The organism is Paenibacillus tuaregi (assembly GCF_900086655.1).
In the GTDB taxonomy this organism is placed as follows: Bacteria; Bacillota; Bacilli; order Paenibacillales; family Paenibacillaceae; genus Fontibacillus; species Fontibacillus tuaregi.
The window spans coordinates 2243067-2262714 of the sequence record NZ_LT575476.1; the positions used below are offsets into that span (position 1 = coordinate 2243067).

At 50.2% G+C, this 19648-nt stretch carries 22 protein-coding genes; all 22 read left to right on the forward strand.

The window, feature by feature from the left end; genetic code table 11:
* The first annotated feature begins 162 nt into the window (after positions 1-162).
* Positions 163-720 (forward strand): hypothetical protein, encoded by a 558-nt coding sequence (locus BN6628_RS10360; protein WP_082926870.1) that lies wholly within the window; start codon positions 163-165, stop codon positions 718-720.
* A gap of 98 nt (positions 721-818) precedes the next feature.
* On the forward strand, positions 819-1676 hold the full coding sequence (locus tag BN6628_RS10365; RefSeq protein WP_068617086.1) for a heptaprenyl diphosphate synthase component 1: 858 nt from the start codon (positions 819-821) through the stop codon (positions 1674-1676).
* Positions 1677-1698: 22 nt separating this feature from the next.
* A complete protein-coding gene (locus BN6628_RS10370) occupies positions 1699-2424 on the forward strand; it encodes a demethylmenaquinone methyltransferase (protein ID WP_068617088.1) in 726 nt (241 codons plus the stop codon).
* Entirely contained in the window at positions 2417-3289 is an 873-nt protein-coding gene (locus BN6628_RS10375) for a UbiA-like polyprenyltransferase (RefSeq protein WP_068617090.1), read from the forward strand. The genes BN6628_RS10370 and BN6628_RS10375 overlap by 8 nt, the downstream gene beginning before the upstream one ends.
* On the forward strand, positions 3286-3957 hold the full coding sequence (locus BN6628_RS10380; protein ID WP_068617092.1) for a UbiX family flavin prenyltransferase: 672 nt from the start codon (positions 3286-3288) through the stop codon (positions 3955-3957). The genes BN6628_RS10375 and BN6628_RS10380 overlap by 4 nt, the downstream gene beginning before the upstream one ends.
* A complete protein-coding gene (locus tag BN6628_RS10385; protein ID WP_068617093.1) occupies positions 3917-4780 on the forward strand; it encodes a menaquinone biosynthesis protein in 864 nt (287 codons plus the stop codon). Before BN6628_RS10380 ends, BN6628_RS10385 begins: the two co-directional genes overlap by 41 nt.
* Entirely contained in the window at positions 4777-5751 is a 975-nt protein-coding gene (locus BN6628_RS10390) for a polyprenyl synthetase family protein (protein WP_068617095.1), read from the forward strand. The genes BN6628_RS10385 and BN6628_RS10390 overlap by 4 nt, the downstream gene beginning before the upstream one ends.
* Before the next feature lie 99 nt (positions 5752-5850).
* Positions 5851-6294, forward strand: a complete 444-nt coding sequence (ndk, locus tag BN6628_RS10395; RefSeq protein ID WP_068617097.1) for a nucleoside-diphosphate kinase — start codon at positions 5851-5853, stop codon at positions 6292-6294.
* A complete protein-coding gene (locus tag BN6628_RS10400; RefSeq protein WP_068617099.1) occupies positions 6285-7115 on the forward strand; it encodes a CheR family methyltransferase in 831 nt (276 codons plus the stop codon). The genes ndk and BN6628_RS10400 overlap by 10 nt, the downstream gene beginning before the upstream one ends.
* Before the next feature lie 73 nt (positions 7116-7188).
* A complete protein-coding gene (locus tag BN6628_RS10405; RefSeq protein ID WP_068617101.1) occupies positions 7189-7392 on the forward strand; it encodes a hypothetical protein in 204 nt (67 codons plus the stop codon).
* Positions 7393-7863: 471 nt separating this feature from the next.
* Entirely contained in the window at positions 7864-7977 is a 114-nt protein-coding gene (locus tag BN6628_RS26625; protein ID WP_235847724.1) for a hypothetical protein, read from the forward strand.
* A complete protein-coding gene (locus BN6628_RS10415) occupies positions 7929-8150 on the forward strand; it encodes a hypothetical protein (RefSeq protein ID WP_068617106.1) in 222 nt (73 codons plus the stop codon). The genes BN6628_RS26625 and BN6628_RS10415 overlap by 49 nt, the downstream gene beginning before the upstream one ends.
* Before the next feature lie 161 nt (positions 8151-8311).
* Positions 8312-10018: a DUF4127 family protein gene (locus BN6628_RS10420; protein WP_068617108.1), complete on the forward strand. Its 1707-nt coding sequence runs from the start codon at positions 8312-8314 to the stop codon at positions 10016-10018.
* A 526-nt stretch (positions 10019-10544) separates the two neighbouring features.
* Complete coding sequence (gene aroC, locus BN6628_RS10425; protein WP_068617109.1) at positions 10545-11714, forward strand: chorismate synthase; 1170 nt, start codon at positions 10545-10547, stop codon at positions 11712-11714.
* A complete protein-coding gene (aroB, locus tag BN6628_RS10430; RefSeq protein ID WP_068617111.1) occupies positions 11714-12808 on the forward strand; it encodes a 3-dehydroquinate synthase in 1095 nt (364 codons plus the stop codon). Before aroC ends, aroB begins: the two co-directional genes overlap by 1 nt.
* A 5-nt stretch (positions 12809-12813) precedes the next feature.
* Positions 12814-13197 carry a chorismate mutase gene (gene aroH, locus BN6628_RS10435; RefSeq protein WP_068617113.1) on the forward strand — a complete coding sequence of 128 codons (384 nt, stop codon included), beginning with the start codon at positions 12814-12816 and terminating at the stop codon, positions 13195-13197.
* A gap of 342 nt (positions 13198-13539) precedes the next feature.
* Complete coding sequence (gene trpE, locus BN6628_RS10440; RefSeq protein ID WP_068617115.1) at positions 13540-15093, forward strand: anthranilate synthase component I; 1554 nt, start codon at positions 13540-13542, stop codon at positions 15091-15093.
* A 23-nt stretch (positions 15094-15116) separates the two neighbouring features.
* Positions 15117-16157, forward strand: a complete 1041-nt coding sequence (trpD, locus tag BN6628_RS10445; RefSeq protein WP_068617117.1) for an anthranilate phosphoribosyltransferase — start codon at positions 15117-15119, stop codon at positions 16155-16157.
* On the forward strand, positions 16147-16962 hold the full coding sequence (gene trpC, locus BN6628_RS10450) for an indole-3-glycerol phosphate synthase TrpC (RefSeq protein ID WP_068617119.1): 816 nt from the start codon (positions 16147-16149) through the stop codon (positions 16960-16962). The genes trpD and trpC overlap by 11 nt, the downstream gene beginning before the upstream one ends.
* Positions 16955-17617 (forward strand): phosphoribosylanthranilate isomerase, encoded by a 663-nt coding sequence (locus BN6628_RS10455; protein WP_068617121.1) that lies wholly within the window; start codon positions 16955-16957, stop codon positions 17615-17617. The genes trpC and BN6628_RS10455 overlap by 8 nt, the downstream gene beginning before the upstream one ends.
* Positions 17617-18813 (forward strand): tryptophan synthase subunit beta, encoded by a 1197-nt coding sequence (gene trpB, locus BN6628_RS10460; protein ID WP_068617128.1) that lies wholly within the window; start codon positions 17617-17619, stop codon positions 18811-18813. Before BN6628_RS10455 ends, trpB begins: the two co-directional genes overlap by 1 nt.
* Positions 18810-19616 (forward strand): tryptophan synthase subunit alpha, encoded by an 807-nt coding sequence (gene trpA, locus BN6628_RS10465; RefSeq protein WP_068617130.1) that lies wholly within the window; start codon positions 18810-18812, stop codon positions 19614-19616. Before trpB ends, trpA begins: the two co-directional genes overlap by 4 nt.
* The last annotated feature ends 32 nt before the right edge of the window (positions 19617-19648 follow it).

A 19648-nucleotide genomic window follows, 5' to 3' on the forward strand; every position in this document is an offset into this window, starting at 1 on the left:
ATCGCAGCGCCCTTTAAGGGTAACCTTCATAAGTTCATTTTATATAGGCGAAGGAATTGAGGGAATTCGTTCTTGGTTAAGTCCGGAATGTATACAATGAGGTATGAGCCCTTATGTACTTGCTGTCCGCATCTACATGAGCCAAGTGAAGGGGAGGATACCTTGAGCAGATGGAGCATGCTTGTCACCGTATTATCGCTTACGGTTTGTACCGCTTTGATCGTTTCAGCTTTCTCGGCGCCGGGTTACCAGCCTGGTAATCCAAGCAGCCGGAGTGTGTTTGGCCATCAGCAGGTTGTGGAGCTGCGTCAGGACAACCTAGTGGATGAGCTTGCAGGGCTCCCTCTGTCGGTGCGAATCTCCAAAGCCGATTTGGACGGTGCCATTCTCTCGGTGGAATTAAAAATTCAGGAAGAAGGATTTTATCCTTCGGTCCTTTATTTAAATATGGCGGAGCTGATCCGGTTTTCTTTTGAAGGGACCAGCAATGTGAACCAGCTTCTAGTCAGACTCGTGGCCGAAGACAAATGGATCGGCTCCAAGCATCTGCTGCTCGCTTCAGACGTGCGGCGGGGGGAATGGCCTTCCTTTGCGCTGAACGATCTGGAGAATTTGGGCAATCAGCCTCTTACCGATCAGCTTAAAGAATATTTCCGTTTTACCGTGACCAATTTGTGGAAAACCCGCTTTGAGCCAGACCTGGAAAGACAAGGGCTCTAAGCATAGACTCTGTGCGTGCTGTAACAACATATGATATAATAGATTGGATTGTGACATGTAAACTAGACATCGTCAGTAAGAGCGGCCGGAGGAAAAGGATGAAACCATATCGTATACCTGAACTAGCAAAAAAATACGTCGAATACGACATGATAACCACCCACACGGAGCTGCCGCCTTTTGCGAACGCCCGTGTTCGTTTGCTTTACACCTTTTTGCGTAACCAGGATTCCTTCACGGAAGCCGCCGCTGAGAATATTGCGCTTGCCGTGTATCTCGTGCAGCTTGGACTAGATACCCACGATTTGATCGATGCCGAGCCGGTGCGCAAGGAGGAGCGGGAAATGCGGTCCCGCCAGCTTAATGTTTTGGCCGGAGATTTCTTTAGCAGCTCGTTCTATGAGCTGCTCGCCAAAGAAGGACGGATTGATCTGATCTCGGCGTTAAGCTCAGCGGTATGTGAAGTTAACCGGAAGAAAGTGAATTTGTATACAAAGATGAGGACGAGGCTGACGGCGGATGAGTTTCTTGAGGCCAAGATCGAACTCAACAAGGAGCTGTTCCTGACGTTTAATGCGCTGCTGGACAAGCCGCTGCGCCATTCGTGGGAACTGCTTCTGCATGAGATCAGCTGCTGTGAGGCCGCAGCCTTCATCTTGGACAAAATGGCTAGTTCCCAGTCGGGCATTGATGACTACACCTTCCTCTATATTTCGGAGCACGGCACGGCCGAGGAACAAGCCGCACTGGCGAGGCCGGAGGCGGGGGTAGAGCTTAAGAAGCGCTTGATAGCGAAGTATGGTCTTGTTGAGCGGATCTGGCAGACATTACATCATTCGGTGACCCGGTTCCAGCTTATTCTGCAGGATGTTCAAACGGGGACGGTTCATCAGGAGGAAGCCAATCTGATCAGTCCGTTCTTAACGACTTTACAGCAATTGAAACCTGCATTATAGGAAGGGAAAGTGAAGATAATCCATGGAATCGCAATCTCAGAATGAGAAGGAGAAGTTTGTTCATTCCGTGTTTGAAAGCATTGCTCCCAAATATGACGCAATGAACGATGTTATAAGCTTTCGCAGGCACAAGGCCTGGCGTAAATTTGCAATGAAGAAAATGGCGATGTCCCCTGGAGACACAGCCTTGGACCTGTGCTGCGGGACATGTGACTGGACAATCAGCATGGCTGAAGCAAGCGGCGGGCTGATTAAGGGACTGGACTTCAGCGAGAACATGCTAAAGGTGGGGCAGAGCAAAGTGCAAGCCAAGGGGCTAGAGGGCCGCATTGAGCTGATCCAGGGGAACGCTATGGAGCTGCCCTTCGAGAGTGGACAGTTCGATTATGCGACGATCGGCTTTGGTCTGCGCAACGTGCCGGATCTCCGCCAGGTGCTTAAGGAGATGCAGCGTGTAGTCAAGCCGGGCGGTATGGTCGTATGTCTTGAGGTGTCTAGGCCGACTTGGCAGCCGTTCAAAGGAATTTATAATTTTTACTTTGAGAAAATCCTGCCTTTGCAGGGGAAATTATTCGCTAAGAGCTATGAACAGTACAAATGGCTCCCGGAATCCCTGGCCCAATTTCCAGGCAGACATGAGCTGGCTGAAATATTCCGTGACACCGGGCTGTCTCAGGTGGAAGCTTATCCTCTGACAGGGGGCGTTGCAGCATTACATATCGGAATCAAGGAGAAGCCAGATGTTTAAGAAAACCGTAATATTTCTAAATATGATTAAATTTGAACACACCGTGTTTGCACTTCCATTCGCATTTATGGGAGCGCTCCTCGGTTCGGTAGCAGTGAATGGGCATCTGCCTTCATGGGCGCAAATCGGCTGGGTGCTGCTCGCCATGTTCGGTGCACGCAGCGCTGCGATGGGGCTCAACCGGTTAATTGACCGGGTCAGTGACAAGAAGAACCCCCGCACGGCAGGACGGGCTATCCCGGCAGGACTGCTGCGGATTAGTGAAGTTGTGATTTTTGTAATTGTCTCATTCATTCTGTTGTTCTGGGCTGCCTCAGAGCTCAACCCGCTGTCGGTTAAGCTGCTGCCTATCGCAGTATTTATGCTTGTGATTTATTCGTACACCAAGCGCTTTACCTGGCTGTGCCATGTGGTTCTTGGCCTTACTATTGCTCTGGCACCTTTAGGGGGCTGGGTTGCGGTTACCGGAGTTGTGGATGCTTCCGCACTTGTATTCTATTTGACAATTACGTTCTGGGTGGCTGGATTTGATATCATCTACGCCTGCCAGGACATGGAGTTTGACCGCAAGGAAGGGCTGTTCTCGATACCGGCAAGATTCGGAATCGCCAATTCCCTGAAGATTGCCCGGACTTTTCATATCATAACCGCAATCGGATTTGTAGCTCTGTTTCAGATGACCCACCTAGGGTGGTGGTATGTGACTGGCATGATTATTGCTTATCTGATTCTGTTCTATGAGCACGCTATTGTCTCCCCGAAAGACCTCAGCCGTCTGCAAACGGCCTTCTTCCTTATGAACGGGGTGCTGAGCATCGTGGTGTTCTCGTTTACTTTGGTTGATCTGCTGGTGAGTCACCGATGAGTACTATCGTGGATGCCAAGGCGGTGGAACTGTATGCTTCCCGCGCGTATGTCGTCGGAATTACGGGAGCGAGCGGCTCCATATACGGGGTTAGGCTGATCGAGATTCTCCTGAAATTTGGAGTGAAGGTGCATATCGTGATTTCGAATGCCGGCTGGAGGGTGATCAAGGAGGAGCTGGGCTGGAATACCACAGACCGTGATGCGGTGCTGGAAGAGAAGTTTGGCGGCTTGCCCGGCAGCTACCAGTATCATCCGGTCGCGGATATCGGGGCCTCGATTGCGAGTGGTTCTTTCCGGGTGGACGGCATGATAATTATGCCCTGCTCCATGGGTACACTCTCTTCTATCGCCCACGGGTCCTCCGAGAATCTGATGACCCGCGCGGCCGATGTCATGATGAAGGAGGGGCGGACCTTGGTCCTCGTTCCAAGGGAGACTCCGCTGCATGCCATTCATCTTGAGAATATGCTGACGCTTGCCAGACTCGGAGTGCGGATGATCCCGGCGATGCCCGCCTTTTACTTCGGGCCTAAGAGTATGGATGATTTAATTAACTTCCTGGTGGGTAAAGTACTGGACAGCCTTAATATAGATCATCGCTTGTTTACAAGATGGGGGGATACAAATGAACAACAGGGAGAACAACATCCTCATCGGACAAATTGATTATACGAACGTGTGGCCGGTATTTCATCATTTTAGTCCGGAGACATTATCCCAAAAAGTAAATATGGTTGCCGAGGTTCCGGCTCTTTTGAACCGGCGGATGCTGGAGGGCACGCTGGACATGTCACCGATATCTTCATTTGCCTATGGAGTAGGGTATGAGCGGTTCTTGCTGCTGCCGGGTATGTCCGTCAGTGCAAGAAATGCCGTGAATTCGATCCTGCTGTTCTCGCGTAAGCCGCTGGAAGAGGTCGTGAACGGAAGGATTGCGCTTACCAATACGTCAGCAACTTCAGTTAATCTGCTTAAGATTATTGTTGAGAAGGCTTATGGAGGGGCTCCCGAATATTGGGACAGTGCCCCTAACCTTGAGGCCATGATGGAGCATAGTGATGCTGCTCTTCTCATTGGAGACCATGCGATTAGAGCATCTTGGCAGGATCATGGTTATATTGTTACGGATTTAGGGGAAATATGGAAAAAATGGACCGGTTACGGAATGACCTTTGCCGTATGGACCGTACAGCGGACGTTTGCTGAGCAGCACGGGGAGTTTTTATCGGAAGTGACCTCCGCTTTCCTGAAGAGCAAACAGCTGAGCCTGCGGGATTTGGAGCCACTGGTTCACAGAGCCCTCAAGGAAATAGGCGGAACGGCCTCTTACTGGCGGCATTACTTCAGCAATCTGTGTTATGATTTTGGGGACGAACAGCAGGCTGGGCTTGCACTTTATTTTAAGTATGCTTATGAAATAGGCCTGCTGAAGGCAGAAGTGCCTTTGAATATATGGAGTGAGAATAAGCTGACACGGGTGAAAGAATGAAACTATTGGATATTTTCGGGACACTAAAGAAAGACATGGATACTGTGGAGCAGCAGTTATACCGTACGATTGACGGGGATCAGGAACTGCTCAAAGAAACTTCACTTCACCTGCTTCAAGCAGGGGGGAAAAGATTGCGTCCTGTATTTGTGCTGCTTGGAGGCAAATTCGGACACTACAACCTGGAGCAGCTCCAGAATATTGCTGTGCCGCTAGAGTTGATCCACTCCGCATCGCTCGTGCATGACGATGTCATTGACGATGCGGGCACACGCCGCGGCAAGCCAACGGTCAAATCCAAATGGGACAACAAGATCGCCATGTACACAGGCGATTATATTTATGCCAAGGCACTTTCCCTCGTATCCAGACTTGGCAACCCGGAAATTCACCGGATTCTATCCAAAGCATTGGTCCAAATGTCCATCGGCGAGATGGAGCAAATCCGCGATTTCTTCAACACGGGACAGAGCGTGCGCAATTATCTGCTGCGAATCCGGCGCAAAACGGCATTGCTGATTGCCGTCAGCTGCCAGCTTGGGGCTGTGGCTGCCGAAGCACCTATCGAAGTAAGCCGGGCACTATACCGGTACGGGTATAATGTGGGGATGGCATTTCAGATTCGCGATGATCTGCTCGACCTGAAGGGGACCGAGAAGCAGCTCGGCAAGCCGCCAGGCAGTGATATGCGCCAGGGGAACATTACCCTTCCCGTGTTATATGCGCTGCAAGATGACAAGCTTCGTGAGCCGTTGCTTCGGGAAATTGCAGAAATACATGCCAAGGACGGGTCAGCGGATACCTCCCGCGCAATCCAGATGATTCTTGGCAGCCAGGGCATTGCCCGGGCCGAGAAGCTCGCCGACCGTTACATCGAGAAGGCGCTTGCCGCGCTTCACAAGCTGACGGAGAACAAAGCGAAGAAGCATCTGCAGGACATTGCTTTTTTTGTCAATCGAAGAGCATACTAGGCACTTATCACCCTAACATTATTCTGCTAATATATGGAGTGAGTCCGCTAGATTGCCAGAAATACGAGAGAAGGCGGCGACAAATCGGGAGGGTTACCAATGGAACGCACTTTTTTGATGGTTAAACCGGACGGGGTGCAGCGAGGCTTGATCGGCCGGATCATCAGCCGTTTGGAAGACAAAGGATTTAAGCTGGTTGCAGCTAAGCCTGTTCAGGTTACAAAGGAACAAGCACAAAGACATTATGCTGAACATGAGGGAAAGCCGTTTTATGACAACCTGGTGAATTTCATTACATCGGCCCCTGTGTTTGCGATGGTTTGGGAAGGGGATGAGATTGTGACATTGTCACGTCTTGTCATCGGCAAAACGAACGTTACTGAAGCCCTGCCAGGAACAATCCGTGGAGATTATGCCGCCCATACGCCGTCTAATCTTATTCACGGCTCGGATTCCGTGGCCAGCGCTGAACGTGAGATCGCCAACTTCTTCGAGCCTCATGAAATTCTGAGCTATAAGAAGAGTACTGACTCGTGGATCTAAATCGTTCTCCCCTAGGCGCTGACAAGACGGAACAAGAGGGAGCACCAGATCCCGATTACTTAGGTTTTATTCATAGTGTTAAACAGCAGACAGGCATAGACTTGTCCCAGTACAAGGAAGCCCAGATGAAGCGCAGGCTGACCACGCTCAGAACAAAGAACGGTCACGCCTCATTTGCATCCTTTTTTCAGGCGATGATGGCGGACAAAAAGCTGTTTTATGAGTTTTTGGACAAGATGACCATCAATGTGTCCGAATTCTGGCGCAACCCGAACCGGTGGGAAGTGCTGAGAGATAAGATTATCCCAGAGATTCTAGGGAACAAAAATCGGCTTAAAGTGTGGAGTGCGGCATGCTCTACTGGTGAAGAACCTTATACGATCGCCATGATCTTATCCGACCTTGGATTGCTGCCAAGCAGCTACCTGCTTGCCTCGGACATTGACGAGGGGGCACTTGCCAAGGCGAACCAAGGGTTATATCTGGAGCGCTCACTCAAGGATGTGCCTGCGGAGGTCAGCCAGCGTTATTTTACAGCGGAAGGCAGCGCAATGTACAAAATCGATGAGAAGCTGAAGAAAGCAGTCACCTTTAAGAAGCAGAATCTGCTTCTTGACCAGTTTGAAGATGATTTCGATCTGATTGTGTGCCGGAACGTGATGATTTACTTCACGGAAGAAGCGAAGAATGCACTCTATATGAAATTCGCCAATGCGCTCAGACCGGGCGGAATTTTGTTTGTCGGAAGCACGGAGCAGATTTTTTCCCCGAACAGGTATGGACTTGAGGCGGCGGAAACTTTCTTTTACCGCAAAATGTAAAATTCCGCTAGTATAATCATTCCCGCTTACTCCGATACTGGAAATAAGCCAGTCAATTATCGGAGGCAAGGTCATGGACAAACGTAAAGTCATCATTGCCTATCAACGTGGGTTCCTCACCCTGCAGGAGTGTGCTCAAATTCTTGGTGTTGAGAGAACGCATGTAGAGACTCTCCTGGTCAGGGACAAGGATACAGCTGAAGGAAGCACTGCTCTACCCATTGTTGTAGGCAAAGATGCCTTGAGAGGCATGCCGGGAACATACGAGGCGAATTAATATGTGAAACGCACGGTCTACCGTATTAGGGGCCGTGCTTTTTTATTTTGGCGGATGGATCCACGAACCAATTCCTGTTGAATAAGAACCGTTTCTCTCCACTTTCTCTATACACAAAACTCCTATAAAATTCCCTTTAACCCCATATTTATGATATAATAAGAACATATGTTCTTATTCAACTTTTCTTGTTGTTATTCGTCTATTAATTATTGAAAGTACATAGGTGGAGGGGATTATTTGTTAGTCCAGAAAGAGAGCATATTTGAGCAGTATAAGGCAGAACTTTACCGGATCGCTTGGCGGCTGCAGTATAAAGCTAAGGTCATTCGCAGACGGGAAACCTCATTTTATGATATGGAACCCGCAGACACCAGAACCTTTACCACAGACTCTGATAATAAGATCGTAGTGGACCAGCTTTTAAGCAGTTTGCCCGCACAGGGACGTACAATTTTACGTAAGCTCTACATGGAGAACCGAACGGAAAAAGAGGTGGCATGTCAATTAAAGATTAGTCAACAGGCGGTGAGTAAATGGAAAAAGAAAATGATCCAGCAATTATCCCGGACCATGTGTTCCTAAGGCTGCTGCAGCAATCCAGAAACCACGATGAGGAGGCAACCTTAAAGCTTCTCGAACTGTTTGAAGGCGATATTGATCATTTAAGCAAGTACATTTATATGCCAAGGGAAGATGCGGCTTCCCAGATTATTGTTGAATTTCTTGAGTTTTTAAAGCAGGAGAAACAAGAATAGAAATTATTTTCTAAACCAGGTTGTATTTCAAGTTCTCAAATTACCTATTTAAGTGAAGGGCCAATTAAACCGGAATATGAAATAGCTTGGGAAGAAGCTATTTTAGGGTTCCATCTTCCCGCTCATGGCTCAAACTCATTTGAAAAGGAGCGATATTTTTCATGAAAAAAATATTGTATGTACCGATCGATGACCGCCCTGTCAACCTGGATGATGTGATCCGGCAGGGGCAAGCCGCAGGGTTGAAATTAATTACTCCATGTACTGAGGATATTGAGAATCGTCTGGATTCTGTGGCCTTAGCCTCTGGGGACCAGCTATTAGGTACTTCAAAGCCTACCTTCGGCAATAGCTCACACATTCGGAAATTTATTTTAAACCATGCTTCATCTGCTGATGGATTTATTCTATCTACGGATATGTTGGCTTATGGCGGCCTCATTGGCAGCAGACGCCTGCGGACAAGCGGGGGAGGGACCTACCCGGAGTATGACTCATCGGTAACCCATCTGCTGGATGTCATCCGCAAGATTAAACAGACTTACCCGAACAAGCCTGTATTTGTGTTCGATACGATTATGCGCCTTGCCACAACCACTTATGTAGAAGGGCTCACTTCGGATGCGTCGGTTGAGTCACGTAATTTTATGGGACTGCCGCGCAAGTCTTATACGGAATTTGATGATATTCTGAACAACTATAATGAATCCGACAGCGGTACGCAATATGGGGAAACCACTCATTTCGATAAAACCCAATATTACAATACTCGGCAGCACAAATTTAAAACCAACTATTATGTGCTCGATCAGCTGGCACGTCAGGGTTACATTGATTTCCTGGCCGTAGGTGTCGATGATGCCAAAACCCAAGGTGTGCAAATTAATGAAATCCGCTTTGTTGAAAATTATATTAACAGCCACCTGGGCGGCCGCGGGGGGCAAAATCCCGACCGGGCCATTATTCTGCCGGATGCGGACGGTTTGGGTCATTCTCTTGTCGCCCGCATGGCCAACCACTTGCACCATGGGGGAAGAAAACCGAAATATTCGGTTCAATATTATGGTCCTGAAGGTTCCACCATTATTAATCCGTACGAGTATATGAATGTTCACGACAACATTGTGAGACACGTGGATATCATTGGTGGGCAATTTGTTACGGATTCACCGGACGTTGAGATTATTGCTATTACCAGCTCCGATGAGGTGCCGCAAGCAGTAAGCCGGATTGAGACAAACGGCTCTGAACGCCGGGGCACGGTTGTTGTTGATTTTGTCGGCCAGGGCCCGGCCAGCCCTGCAGTAACCGAGGCGCTGCTGGGCAGCCCATCCACGGGGCTTCTGTTAGGATATAGCGGCTGGAATACAGCAGGCAACAAAATTGGGATTGCCCTCGGCATGGGCCAGTCACGTTATGCGTTCCTTGTGTCCAAGGCAAAGCCTTCTGTTATGGAGGATGCTGTGGACGCTCATGGTTCATTGCTGTTTAAGCGCTTTTTGAAAGATTATTATTACAAAGCGGTAGCAATCAGTGACATACGGGCCTACTCAAGAAGCCACAGCAAATATGCCAACCTGCCGCAAGGCGTAGCGGATCAGAATATGGTTGTATTCAACTCCACAGAGGATTATAACCACCTGCTAACCCTGCTTCGTGATCTGATGCAGATGCATACAGAAACTCTTCGCTCTAAGAATGCGTTTGGGATCGGAAGCCCGGCAGTGTCGCATGCTGTGCGGCAAATCAAAGGGTCCTCTTGGAATTTAGCGGAGTATAAACGTGCACATTTAGATTATTGTGATCCTAACTATATTTGGGGACGTGCTTTTGAGATTACGCTAAATCCAATGGTTGATGTGAAGTAATGTTTGGGGGTTGTCCCGAAAGAGGTTAAATTCGAAATAACAACAGCTTACCTTCTGAATATTATCCGGAAAATACAGAAACAGCGGCCCAGAAGATTACACACGAGCCGCTGTTTCTGTATTTCACTGTACAGGCGCCTTCTTGAGTAGATGTCGGCGAACTAAAGCCGGCCGAACTCAAGATTTCCTTTCGAACAACTCGCATTTTTTGCTTATATAAAATGAACTTTAGAATTAACCGACCCCAGCTTCGATCCCGAGTGATTCTGAAGAAGCGGAGCGCCCGCCTTTGTCTCCGAAATGCCCCTACTTGGATATTTAGTTCAAGCATTTCGGAGACAACAGCGGTCATAAGAACACTCGGCATCGCAGCGCCCCAATAGGGTAAACTTCATTAGTTCATTTTATATAAAACAAGAAAATTCGAATCAATACGTGACAGTCATGTATCTAAATATTATAATGAGCAGAGAAATTATCGGATTTTAGCCAATTACAGTTTTACAGTTTAAAGGGGGAACGCAACATGAGTTTACGTTATTTAACTGCTGGGGAGACGCACGGTCCTCAACTCACCGCGATTATAGAGGGATTGCCAAGTAATTTGAAGATTGATTTTGAAGCGCTGAATTTCCAGCTGCTTCGCCGTCAGAAGGGTTATGGCCGCGGCCGTCGCATGCAGATCGAGAAGGATACGGCCACAATCGCGGGTGGAGTCCGTCATGGATATACAACGGGAGCACCGGTTGCGCTGATCGTGGAGAACAACGACTGGAAGCATTGGCAGAACATTATGAATATTGAGCCAATTGAAGGCTCGGACGAAGAGAAGCGCCGTGTACACCGCCCAAGACCGGGACATGCGGATTTGAACGGTGGACTGAAATACAATTTGAAAGATTTGAGAAATGTGCTTGAGCGCTCCAGTGCCCGTGAAACAGCGATCCGGGTAGCTTGTGGAGCTATGGCACGTCAGCTTCTGGAACACTTCGGAATCAAAATTGCCGGTCACGTTATTCGGATCGGGGAAATTGAAGCGCCTCCTCACAACCTGTCGCTGGATGAGCTGCGCGAGGTTACAGAGCAGTCGTCCGTCCGGGTTGTCGACGCTGAGACGGAGAAGAAGATGGAAGCCTATATCGATCAGATCAAGCAGGACGGGGATTCGATCGGCGGTATTGTGGAATGTATCGTGGAAGGCGTGCCAGTGGGTCTCGGAAGCCATGTTCAGTATGACCGTAAGCTTGACGGGCGGATCGCCCAGGCTGTAATGTCCATCAACGCTTTCAAAGGTGTTGAGATTGGAATCGGCTTTGAGGCGGGGACAATCCCGGGCTCCAAGGTGCATGATGAAATTCTGTACAGCGAAGAACGCGGATACTACCGGGCAACGAACCGGCTCGGCGGTTTCGAAGGCGGGATGACCAATGGTATGCCGCTTGTGGTCCGCGGTGTAATGAAGCCGATCCCTACTCTGTACAAGCCGCTGCAAAGTGTTGATATCGATACGAAAGAGGCATTTACAGCTCAGGTGGAGCGTTCTGATGCTTGTGCGGTTCCTGCGGCCAGCGTTGTGCTTGAGAGCGTTGTGGCTTGGGAAGTGGCGAAGGCCTTCCTTGAGAAATTCGGCGGGGATTCCATTGAGGAAATTGAGAGAAATGTGAAGAGCTACCAAGAACAGCTGGAGAACTACTAATGAGGACGCTCACAGTTGAACTGGGGGAGCGTTCATACCCCATTTATATCGGCAGCGGGCTGCTTGAGCAGATCGGATCGTATCTTGAGAAGCATTCGGTCAGCACCAAAAGCCCCCTGCTTGTTGTTACGGATGATCATATTGCCCCACTGTATCTGGATGAGACGGTGGAGCAGCTTGTGCATCATGGATACCGCGTGGTAACCTCTGTTGTTGCGGCCGGGGAGAAAGCAAAATCCCTGTCCGTGTTCGAGGATGTAATGACGGCTGCGATCCAGGGAGGGCTGGACCGCAAGTCAGCTGTGCTGGCTCTCGGAGGCGGTGTGGTCGGCGACTTGGCTGGCTTTGTGGCCGCCACTTATATGCGCGGAATTAAATTTGTGCAGATTCCTACTACTATTCTGGCTCACGACAGCAGTGTGGGTGGGAAGGTGGCGGTCAACCATCCGCTTGCCAAGAATATGATTGGTGCTTTTCATCAGCCGGTTATGGTTCTGTATGACGTGGATACCCTGCAGACCTTGCCCATGAGAGATGTGAAGGCAGGTTATTCCGAGATGATTAAGCACGGCCTGATCTGGGACGAAGCATTTGCCGACTGGTGTTACTCGCACGCAGACAGCCTTCTGTCCCTCAACCGGGAAGACCTGGCGTACGGCTTGGAGAAGGGCTGTGCTGTTAAAGCAGCTGTGGTGTCTCAAGACGAGCAGGAGAACGGGCTGCGCGCCATTCTTAACCTGGGCCATACGATAGGCCATGCCATTGAAGCCGTAGGTGGTTATGGCGAATTTCTGCATGGGGAAGCGATCTCGATCGGCATGATCGGCTCTGCGCTGCTGGCAGTCAATAGGGGAAGAGAGCGTTCTATTTATACAAGAACCAAGGAAATTTTGGAGAAATTCGGGCTTCCTACTGCTTTGCCCAAGCATGTGGATACCGAACAGCTGATCAGTGCTCTCCTTCATGATAAGAAATTTAAAGAGAACCTGATTGTTTTTGTCCTGCCGGTTGCGATCGGTAAAGTGGAGATTGTGTCCGATATCACATTGGACGAAGTACGAAGTGTAATTGAGCAGCTGAAAGAGGAGGCTTAAGGCCGATGTATAATCGCGGAATTAGGGGAGCCACTACGGTTACCCGAAATGATGAGAATGAGATTCTTCAGGAGACCGTGGTTCTTCTAAAAGAAATTGTGGAGCGGAATGAAATCGTTCCGGAGGACATTTGCAGTGTTTGGATCACCATGACTCAGGATTTGGATGCGACTTTTCCGGCACGGGCCATTAGGCAGATGAATGGCTGGGACTTGGTTCCCTTGATGTGTTCCATTGAAATTCCGGTTAAAGGCAGCCTGCCCCTGTGTATCCGCCTGATGGTCCAGGTGAATACAAATAAGAGCCAGCGGGAGATGAAACACGTATATTTAAATGCAGCCAAGGCGCTTCGTCCCGATCTTTCTTCCGCAGGTAGCGAAGGGAAATAGGGCTAAGGTGGTTGCTAAACTCAACTGGGATGTTGTATAGTGTTGTTAGTGAGTTTGTAATGAGATGAGTAGAGTTTAGATGAGATGAGCAGAGCAGAGTTGAGCTAAGCGAATGTCCCCTGGGGAGTTGTCCGGTTGCATGCCTGGTAGTGGAAGAGGCGGCAATAGCGGATCGTCTGATAGCTAGGTGTATTTTTGATATACCCGTCAGACCAATCTATTACCTTTGGACAATAGTTTATTTAACTGCACATCGAACCAGCCTCTACTTCGGTAGAGGCTTTTTTGCATATCTGCCCATATATGATCATGGATGTATCCAAGACCAAAGGAGTGAGGGACATGATAACCCCGCGTATTGAAGAAGTAATCTCGATGGCCAAACAGTTTAACCTGATTCCAGTCGTAAAGCCGATTATGGCTGATATGGAAACTCCGATCCGCCTGTTCCAGCGTTTTGCCCAGCGTGACCGGGCGTTCTTGCTGGAAAGTGTGGAGGGCGGGGTACAGTGGGCCCGTTACTCCTTTATTGGAACCGACCCGTTCCTGATGATCTCCGCGAAAAAAGGCAGCGTTGTTGTAGAGCAGGGCGGTGCGAAGCGCTCTCTAAACGGGAAGCCGGTAGAAGAGCTGAAATCGATTCTGCGGGCATACCGCAGTCCCAAGCTTCCGGATATGCCGCCTTTTACGGGTGGCGCGATTGGCTTCTTCGGTTACGATCTCCTGCAGTATTACGAGAAGCTGCCCGCTCATGCGGTAGATGATCTGCAGATGCAGGATATCCAGTTCATGTTCTGCGATCAGGTTATCGTCTTCGATCACGTCAAGCAGCGGATTCTGCTGGTCGCCAATCTGCATGTGGCGACTGGGGCGAAGGACGAGGAGATCAGAGCGGCTTATGATGAGACGTTATCCAAGCTGGATCAGATGGCCGAGGTGCTTCAGCAGGAAGGTCCGGGTGAGAATCTGAACCGGAGGCCATTCCCGGAGGATGTCGAGCTTGGAGAGATTGCCTCCAATATGACGAAGGAGCAGTACATTGAGAACGTAAAACAGGCCCAGGAATACATCCGGGCAGGCGATATTTTTCAGGTGGTGTTATCCCAAAGATTCCACATTGAGACAGAGGTGTCCCCGCTTCATGTGTACCGGGTACTTCGGACGATGAATCCATCCCCATATATGTATTACCTGAAGATGGACGATGAAATTATTGTGGGCACCTCGCCTGAAGCTTTGGTGAAGGTGGAGAGCGGGCGGGTGGAGACAAGACCTATAGCAGGAACCCGGCCGCGCGGGGCTAATGATCGTGAAGACAGGGAGCTTGCCGAGGAGCTGCTGAAGGACGAGAAGGAGCGCGCGGAGCATTTGATGCTGGTTGATCTTGGCCGCAACGACCTTGGCCGCGTATCTGAATTCGGAACGGTTAAATGTGATACGTTCATGGAAATTGAAAAATATTCGCACGTGATGCATATCGTATCGGGCGTATCCGGCAAGCTGCGCAAAGACAAGGATTTCTTCGACGCATTCTTGTCCTGCCTGCCAGCTGGCACGGTATCAGGAGCCCCTAAGCTTAGGGCGATGGAAATTATCGCAGAGCTTGAACGGGAGGCCCGCGGCACTTATGCGGGTGCGATAGGATATCTGGGCTTCTCAGGAAACATGGACTCCTGCATTACGATCCGCACCATTGTGTTCAAGAAAGGCCGGGCTTATGTCCAGGCTGGAGCTGGGATTGTGTGGGATTCAGTGCCTGTGAAGGAATATGAGGAAACAGTCAACAAAGCCAAGGCCCTGCTCAAGGCGATCCGCACAGCGGAGATCATGTTTCCTAGGGCTGCGAGTCATGATGGAGTGATCAATCAGGATTACCTTTACGAATATACGCCTTAATCATAATCAAGGAGGAGAGCGGAATGAGCGGATACGAAACAGTGCAGTCGGGGATTTCACGAATTGTGTCAGGGCATCACTTGGGACGGGAAGAGGCCCGCAGTATAATGGAAGTGATCATGGCGGGCTCGGCCACCCCGTCTCAAATCGGAGGCCTGTTAACGGCCCTGCGCATGAAAGGGGAGACGGTGGAGGAGATTGCCGGCTTCGCCGAGGCTATGCGCGGTTATGGCAGCCGCCTGCATACGGAGTCCAGGCAGCTTCTGGATACATGCGGGACCGGCGGCTCCGGCATCCATAAGTTCAATATCTCCACGACTTCGGCCATTGTGGCGGCATCTGTATCGGTGAGGGTTGCCAAGCACGGCAATCGTTCCGCCTCCGGACGCGCGGGAAGTGCAGATGTGCTGGAAGCTCTGGGGGTAAACATTCACTTATCCGCAGATCAGGCCGAGAAGTGCCTGGATGATATCGGAATCTGCTTCCTATTCGCCCAGATTTATCACCCTTCGATGAAGCATGCGGCAGCAACCCGTAAAGAGCTTGGGGTAAGAACAGTCTTTAACATGCTGGGGCCGCTTACGAACCCGGCCGGAGCGGATCGTCAAGTTCTTGGAATTTATGATCAGAGCAAGACGGAAGTCATAGCTGAGGTTCTGCGGGAGCTTGGCTCCAAACGGGCTATGGTGGTGACCAGCCATGAAGGGCTGGATGAAATCAGTATTTCCGCACCAACCCGCATTTCGGAACTTAAAGACGGGGCCATTCATACTTATGATCTTCATCCCGATGACCTGGGACTCCGGGTATATCCTCTGGGGGATGTGATCGGGGGAGACCCAGCGGTCAATGCTGACATTATTCAGCGTGTGCTGCAGGGAGAGAAAGGTCCATACAGAGATGTGGTCCTCGCTAATGCGGGAGCATGCATTTATGTAGCCGGGCTTGCCGGAACTATACAAGAAGGTGTTAAGATCGCGGCCGAAGCCATTGATACAGGCAAGGCATACAGCAAGCTGGAGCAGCTTATTCAAACGACGGGGGAAATCAGTTATGTATCTTGATCGTATAGTAGCAACCAAACAGAAGGAGGTAGAGGAACTAGCGTCCTCATTTTCTTTAACGAAAGCAGAACGCGCCATCTCCGAGATGCCGGCAACACTTGGGTTTCACCAAGCTTTATCCGTAAGACGTAAACGCAGTATGGGACTTATTGCCGAGGTAAAGAAGGCATCGCCGTCCAAAGGGCTGATCCGGCCGGACTTTAACCCGGTGGACATTGCCCGGGCTTACGAAGAAGCCGGGACGGATTGTATCTCCGTGCTCACGGATAAGGAGTATTTTCAAGGCAGCCCCGAATACCTGAAGGCCATCCGCCAGGCAGTTAACGTACCGCTGCTCCGTAAGGACTTCATGATTGATGAGCGGCAAATTTATGAAGCCAGGCTCATGGGCGCAGATGCAATCCTGCTGATCGCAGCAATATTGACGGACCAGCAACTGAAGCAATTTGAGGCTGCGGCCGAAGCCATCGGGCTGGATGCCCTGGTTGAGGTACATGACCGGGAAGAGCTTGACCGGGTACTCAGCATTGGGACTTCCAAGCTGATCGGGATCAATAACCGGAATCTTCGTACCTTTGAAGTAAGCCTGGGGACAACTGCTGAATTAAGCAGCCTGGTTCCAGAGGGGATCACCCTCATCAGTGAAAGCGGTATATCCAAGCCTGCCGATATCAGTTATCTTGCATCGTGTGGAGCCAAAGGTGTGCTTATTGGCGAGACGTTCATGCGGGAGCCAGTGGTCCAGGAAGCCGTCAATCAGCTTATGGGGCCTGTCGAGCGCGGGAGCAGATCTGCCCATGAGTAAGGTATCGGTAAAAATATGTGGACTTCAGGACGTTGAAGTGCTAAAATCGATGATAAACTTGCCTGTTGATCATATCGGATTCGTGTTTGCCAAGAGCAAACGACAGATCACAGGCATACAGGCGTCGGAAATGATTCACTGGATTCAGAATTGGGAGGGACCCAAGAAACCGGCGAGCGTGGGGGTATTTGTTAATCCAGAGCTTCAAGAGCTGGCGGCCGTTTTGCAAGAGGCAAAATTGGACGTGGTGCAGCTTCATGGACAGGAATCCCCGGAGTTCTGCCGGAGTGTGAAGCAGCAATTTGCAGTCAAAGTTTTTAAAGCATTCTCGGTTAAGAATGACCTTGAAGAGGACCTCAGCGGATTAGACGATTTCAGCGGCGTCCTGGATGGCCTGCTTCTGGATACCTATGATCCGAAGTATGGCGGAGGGTCTGGCCAGACTTTTGACTGGGGACGGATTAAGCCTTATCAAATTTGGACTAAACGGGAAGGTATTCCCTTGATTATAGCTGGCGGCCTGAATCCCGAAAATGTCGGAGAGCTGCTGAGCGGATTTCAGCCGGATGGTGTGGATGTCTCCAGTGGCGTGGAAACGGAAGGCGTTAAAGATATAGAGAAGATACGAGCATTTGTCGAGAGGGTGAAGAGCTGATGACACAATTACCGGATAAGAACGGACGATTTGGGGATTTTGGCGGGCGTTATGTGCCTGAGACATTGATGAACGCGCTGATTGAGCTGGAAGAGGCATATAATCAGTACTCACAGGAGCCGGATTTTCAGGAAGAGATAAACTATCTATTAAAGCAATATTCCGGAAGGGAAACCCCGCTATTCTATGCAGAGCGTCTGACTGAGCATTTGGGCGGGGCCAAGATCTATCTCAAGCGTGAGGATTTGAACCATACCGGGGCACATAAGATCAACAATGCCATCGGCCAGGGGATTCTCGCCAAGCGAATGGGAAAACGCAAGGTCATTGCGGAGACAGGAGCTGGACAGCACGGCGTGGCTACAGCAACAGTAGCGGCCCTTCTTGGACTCGAATGTAAGGTGTTCATGGGTGAGGAAGACATGAAGAGACAGCAGCTCAACGTATTCCGGATGAAGCTGCTTGGTGCCGAAGTTGTACCTGTTCTGTCAGGGACCCGCACACTCAAAGATGCTTGTAATGAAACGCTCCGTTACTGGGTGAGCAACGTACATGACACGTTCTACATCCTTGGTTCGGCAACCGGCCCGCACCCTTATCCGTTGATGGTACGGAACTTCCAGCGCATTATTGGAGACGAGACGCGGCGTCAGATTCTGGAGCAGGAAGGAAGACTCCCCGATCTCGTTGTGGCTGCGGTAGGCGGCGGAAGCAATGCGATTGGCATGTTCTACCCATTCATTGAGGATACATCGGTCAAGCTGCTGGGGGTTGAGGCGGCAGGACACGGCGTGGACACGGAATATCACGCGGCAACCATGACTAAGGGAACCAAAGGCGTGTTCCAGGGTTCAATGAGCTACCTGCTCCAAGATGCATTTGGGCAAGTGCTTCCAGCGCATTCCATCTCAGCCGGACTGGATTACCCGGGAATTGGTCCTGAGCACTCCTACCTGAAAGACATCGAGCGCGCCCGTTATGCGCCGATCACGGATCAGGAGGCTTTGGATGCTCTACAGCTTCTGAGCAAAACGGAAGGGATTATCCCGGCCTTGGAATCGGCTCATGCGGTAGCCCAGGTAGTTAAGGAAGCGCCGTTGCTTCCTTCCGATCATATCATTGTGATATGCCTGTCCGGCCGGGGCGATAAGGATGTAGAGTCGATCATGGGATATTTGGGAGGCGCAGAATCATGAACTTAATTGACCAGAAATTTGCCGATCTCAAAAAAACGGGTCAAACCGCGCTTATCCCTTTCCTCACGGTAGGTGATCCTGATCTGGACACCACGGTAGAGTTAATCGTTCAGGTTGAGGCTGCCGGAGCGGACATTCTTGAGCTTGGAGTACCTTATTCAGACCCGCTTGCCGACGGTCCTGTTATCCAGCGGGCCTCCGAACGGGCCCTTGCCAGCTCGGTAACGATCGGAACCTGTCTGGATGTGGCCCAGAAGGCTAGAGCACGCGGGGTGCGTATGCCTTTTGTGCTGTTTACCTATTTTAACCCGGTGCTTCAAGTGGGCTTGGAGACGTTCTTCAAAAAGCTGGGTGAGAACGGGATCAGCGGCATTATAATTCCTGATCTTCCCATTGAGGAATCCTCAGAGGTTGCCAAGCTTGCCCAGAAGGCCGGAATTCATTTGGTGCCTTTGGTGGCCCCGACATCCAACGAGCGGATCTCACGGATTTTGGCAAATGCGCGTGGTTTTATCTACTGCGTCTCTTCGCTTGGTGTTACCGGGGAACGCAGTTCCTTCCATGAAGGGGTTGAACAATTCATCGAGCAGGTGAAGTCGCAGAGCAGTCTTCCGGTTGCCATCGGTTTTGGCATATCCAGCCGTGAGCAGGTAGAGAGATTCTCGGCTATATGTGACGGGGTTGTAGTTGGAAGTGCCATCGTCCGTAAGATTGAAGAGACCATTCCTCTCCTCCAAGATTCAGAGCAAAGAGAGCAAGGGCTGTTGCAAATCCGTGAATTTGTGGCACAATTGAAAGATTAGGTGAGCGTTATGCTCCATGATTGATGAGATGA

Coding starts and splice junctions, on each gene's coding strand:
- BN6628_RS10365 (WP_068617086.1), top strand. CDS start 819: ATGAAACCATATCGTATACCTGAACTAGCAAAAAAATACGTCGAATAC.
- BN6628_RS10370 (WP_068617088.1), top strand. CDS start 1,699: ATGGAATCGCAATCTCAGAATGAGAAGGAGAAGTTTGTTCATTCCGTG.
- BN6628_RS10375 (WP_068617090.1), top strand. CDS start 2,417: ATGTTTAAGAAAACCGTAATATTTCTAAATATGATTAAATTTGAACAC.
- BN6628_RS10380 (WP_068617092.1), top strand. CDS start 3,286: ATGAGTACTATCGTGGATGCCAAGGCGGTGGAACTGTATGCTTCCCGC.
- BN6628_RS10385 (WP_068617093.1), top strand. CDS start 3,917: ATGAACAACAGGGAGAACAACATCCTCATCGGACAAATTGATTATACG.
- BN6628_RS10390 (WP_068617095.1), top strand. CDS start 4,777: ATGAAACTATTGGATATTTTCGGGACACTAAAGAAAGACATGGATACT.
- ndk (WP_068617097.1), top strand. CDS start 5,851: ATGGAACGCACTTTTTTGATGGTTAAACCGGACGGGGTGCAGCGAGGC.
- BN6628_RS10405 (WP_068617101.1), top strand. CDS start 7,189: ATGGACAAACGTAAAGTCATCATTGCCTATCAACGTGGGTTCCTCACC.
- BN6628_RS26625 (WP_235847724.1), top strand. CDS start 7,864: ATGGAGAACCGAACGGAAAAAGAGGTGGCATGTCAATTAAAGATTAGT.
- BN6628_RS10415 (WP_068617106.1), top strand. CDS start 7,929: ATGGAAAAAGAAAATGATCCAGCAATTATCCCGGACCATGTGTTCCTA.
- BN6628_RS10420 (WP_068617108.1), top strand. CDS start 8,312: ATGAAAAAAATATTGTATGTACCGATCGATGACCGCCCTGTCAACCTG.
- aroC (WP_068617109.1), top strand. CDS start 10,545: ATGAGTTTACGTTATTTAACTGCTGGGGAGACGCACGGTCCTCAACTC.
- aroB (WP_068617111.1), top strand. CDS start 11,714: ATGAGGACGCTCACAGTTGAACTGGGGGAGCGTTCATACCCCATTTAT.
- aroH (WP_068617113.1), top strand. CDS start 12,814: ATGTATAATCGCGGAATTAGGGGAGCCACTACGGTTACCCGAAATGAT.
- trpE (WP_068617115.1), top strand. CDS start 13,540: ATGATAACCCCGCGTATTGAAGAAGTAATCTCGATGGCCAAACAGTTT.
- trpD (WP_068617117.1), top strand. CDS start 15,117: ATGAGCGGATACGAAACAGTGCAGTCGGGGATTTCACGAATTGTGTCA.
- trpC (WP_068617119.1), top strand. CDS start 16,147: ATGTATCTTGATCGTATAGTAGCAACCAAACAGAAGGAGGTAGAGGAA.
- BN6628_RS10455 (WP_068617121.1), top strand. CDS start 16,955: ATGAGTAAGGTATCGGTAAAAATATGTGGACTTCAGGACGTTGAAGTG.
- trpB (WP_068617128.1), top strand. CDS start 17,617: ATGACACAATTACCGGATAAGAACGGACGATTTGGGGATTTTGGCGGG.
- trpA (WP_068617130.1), top strand. CDS start 18,810: ATGAACTTAATTGACCAGAAATTTGCCGATCTCAAAAAAACGGGTCAA.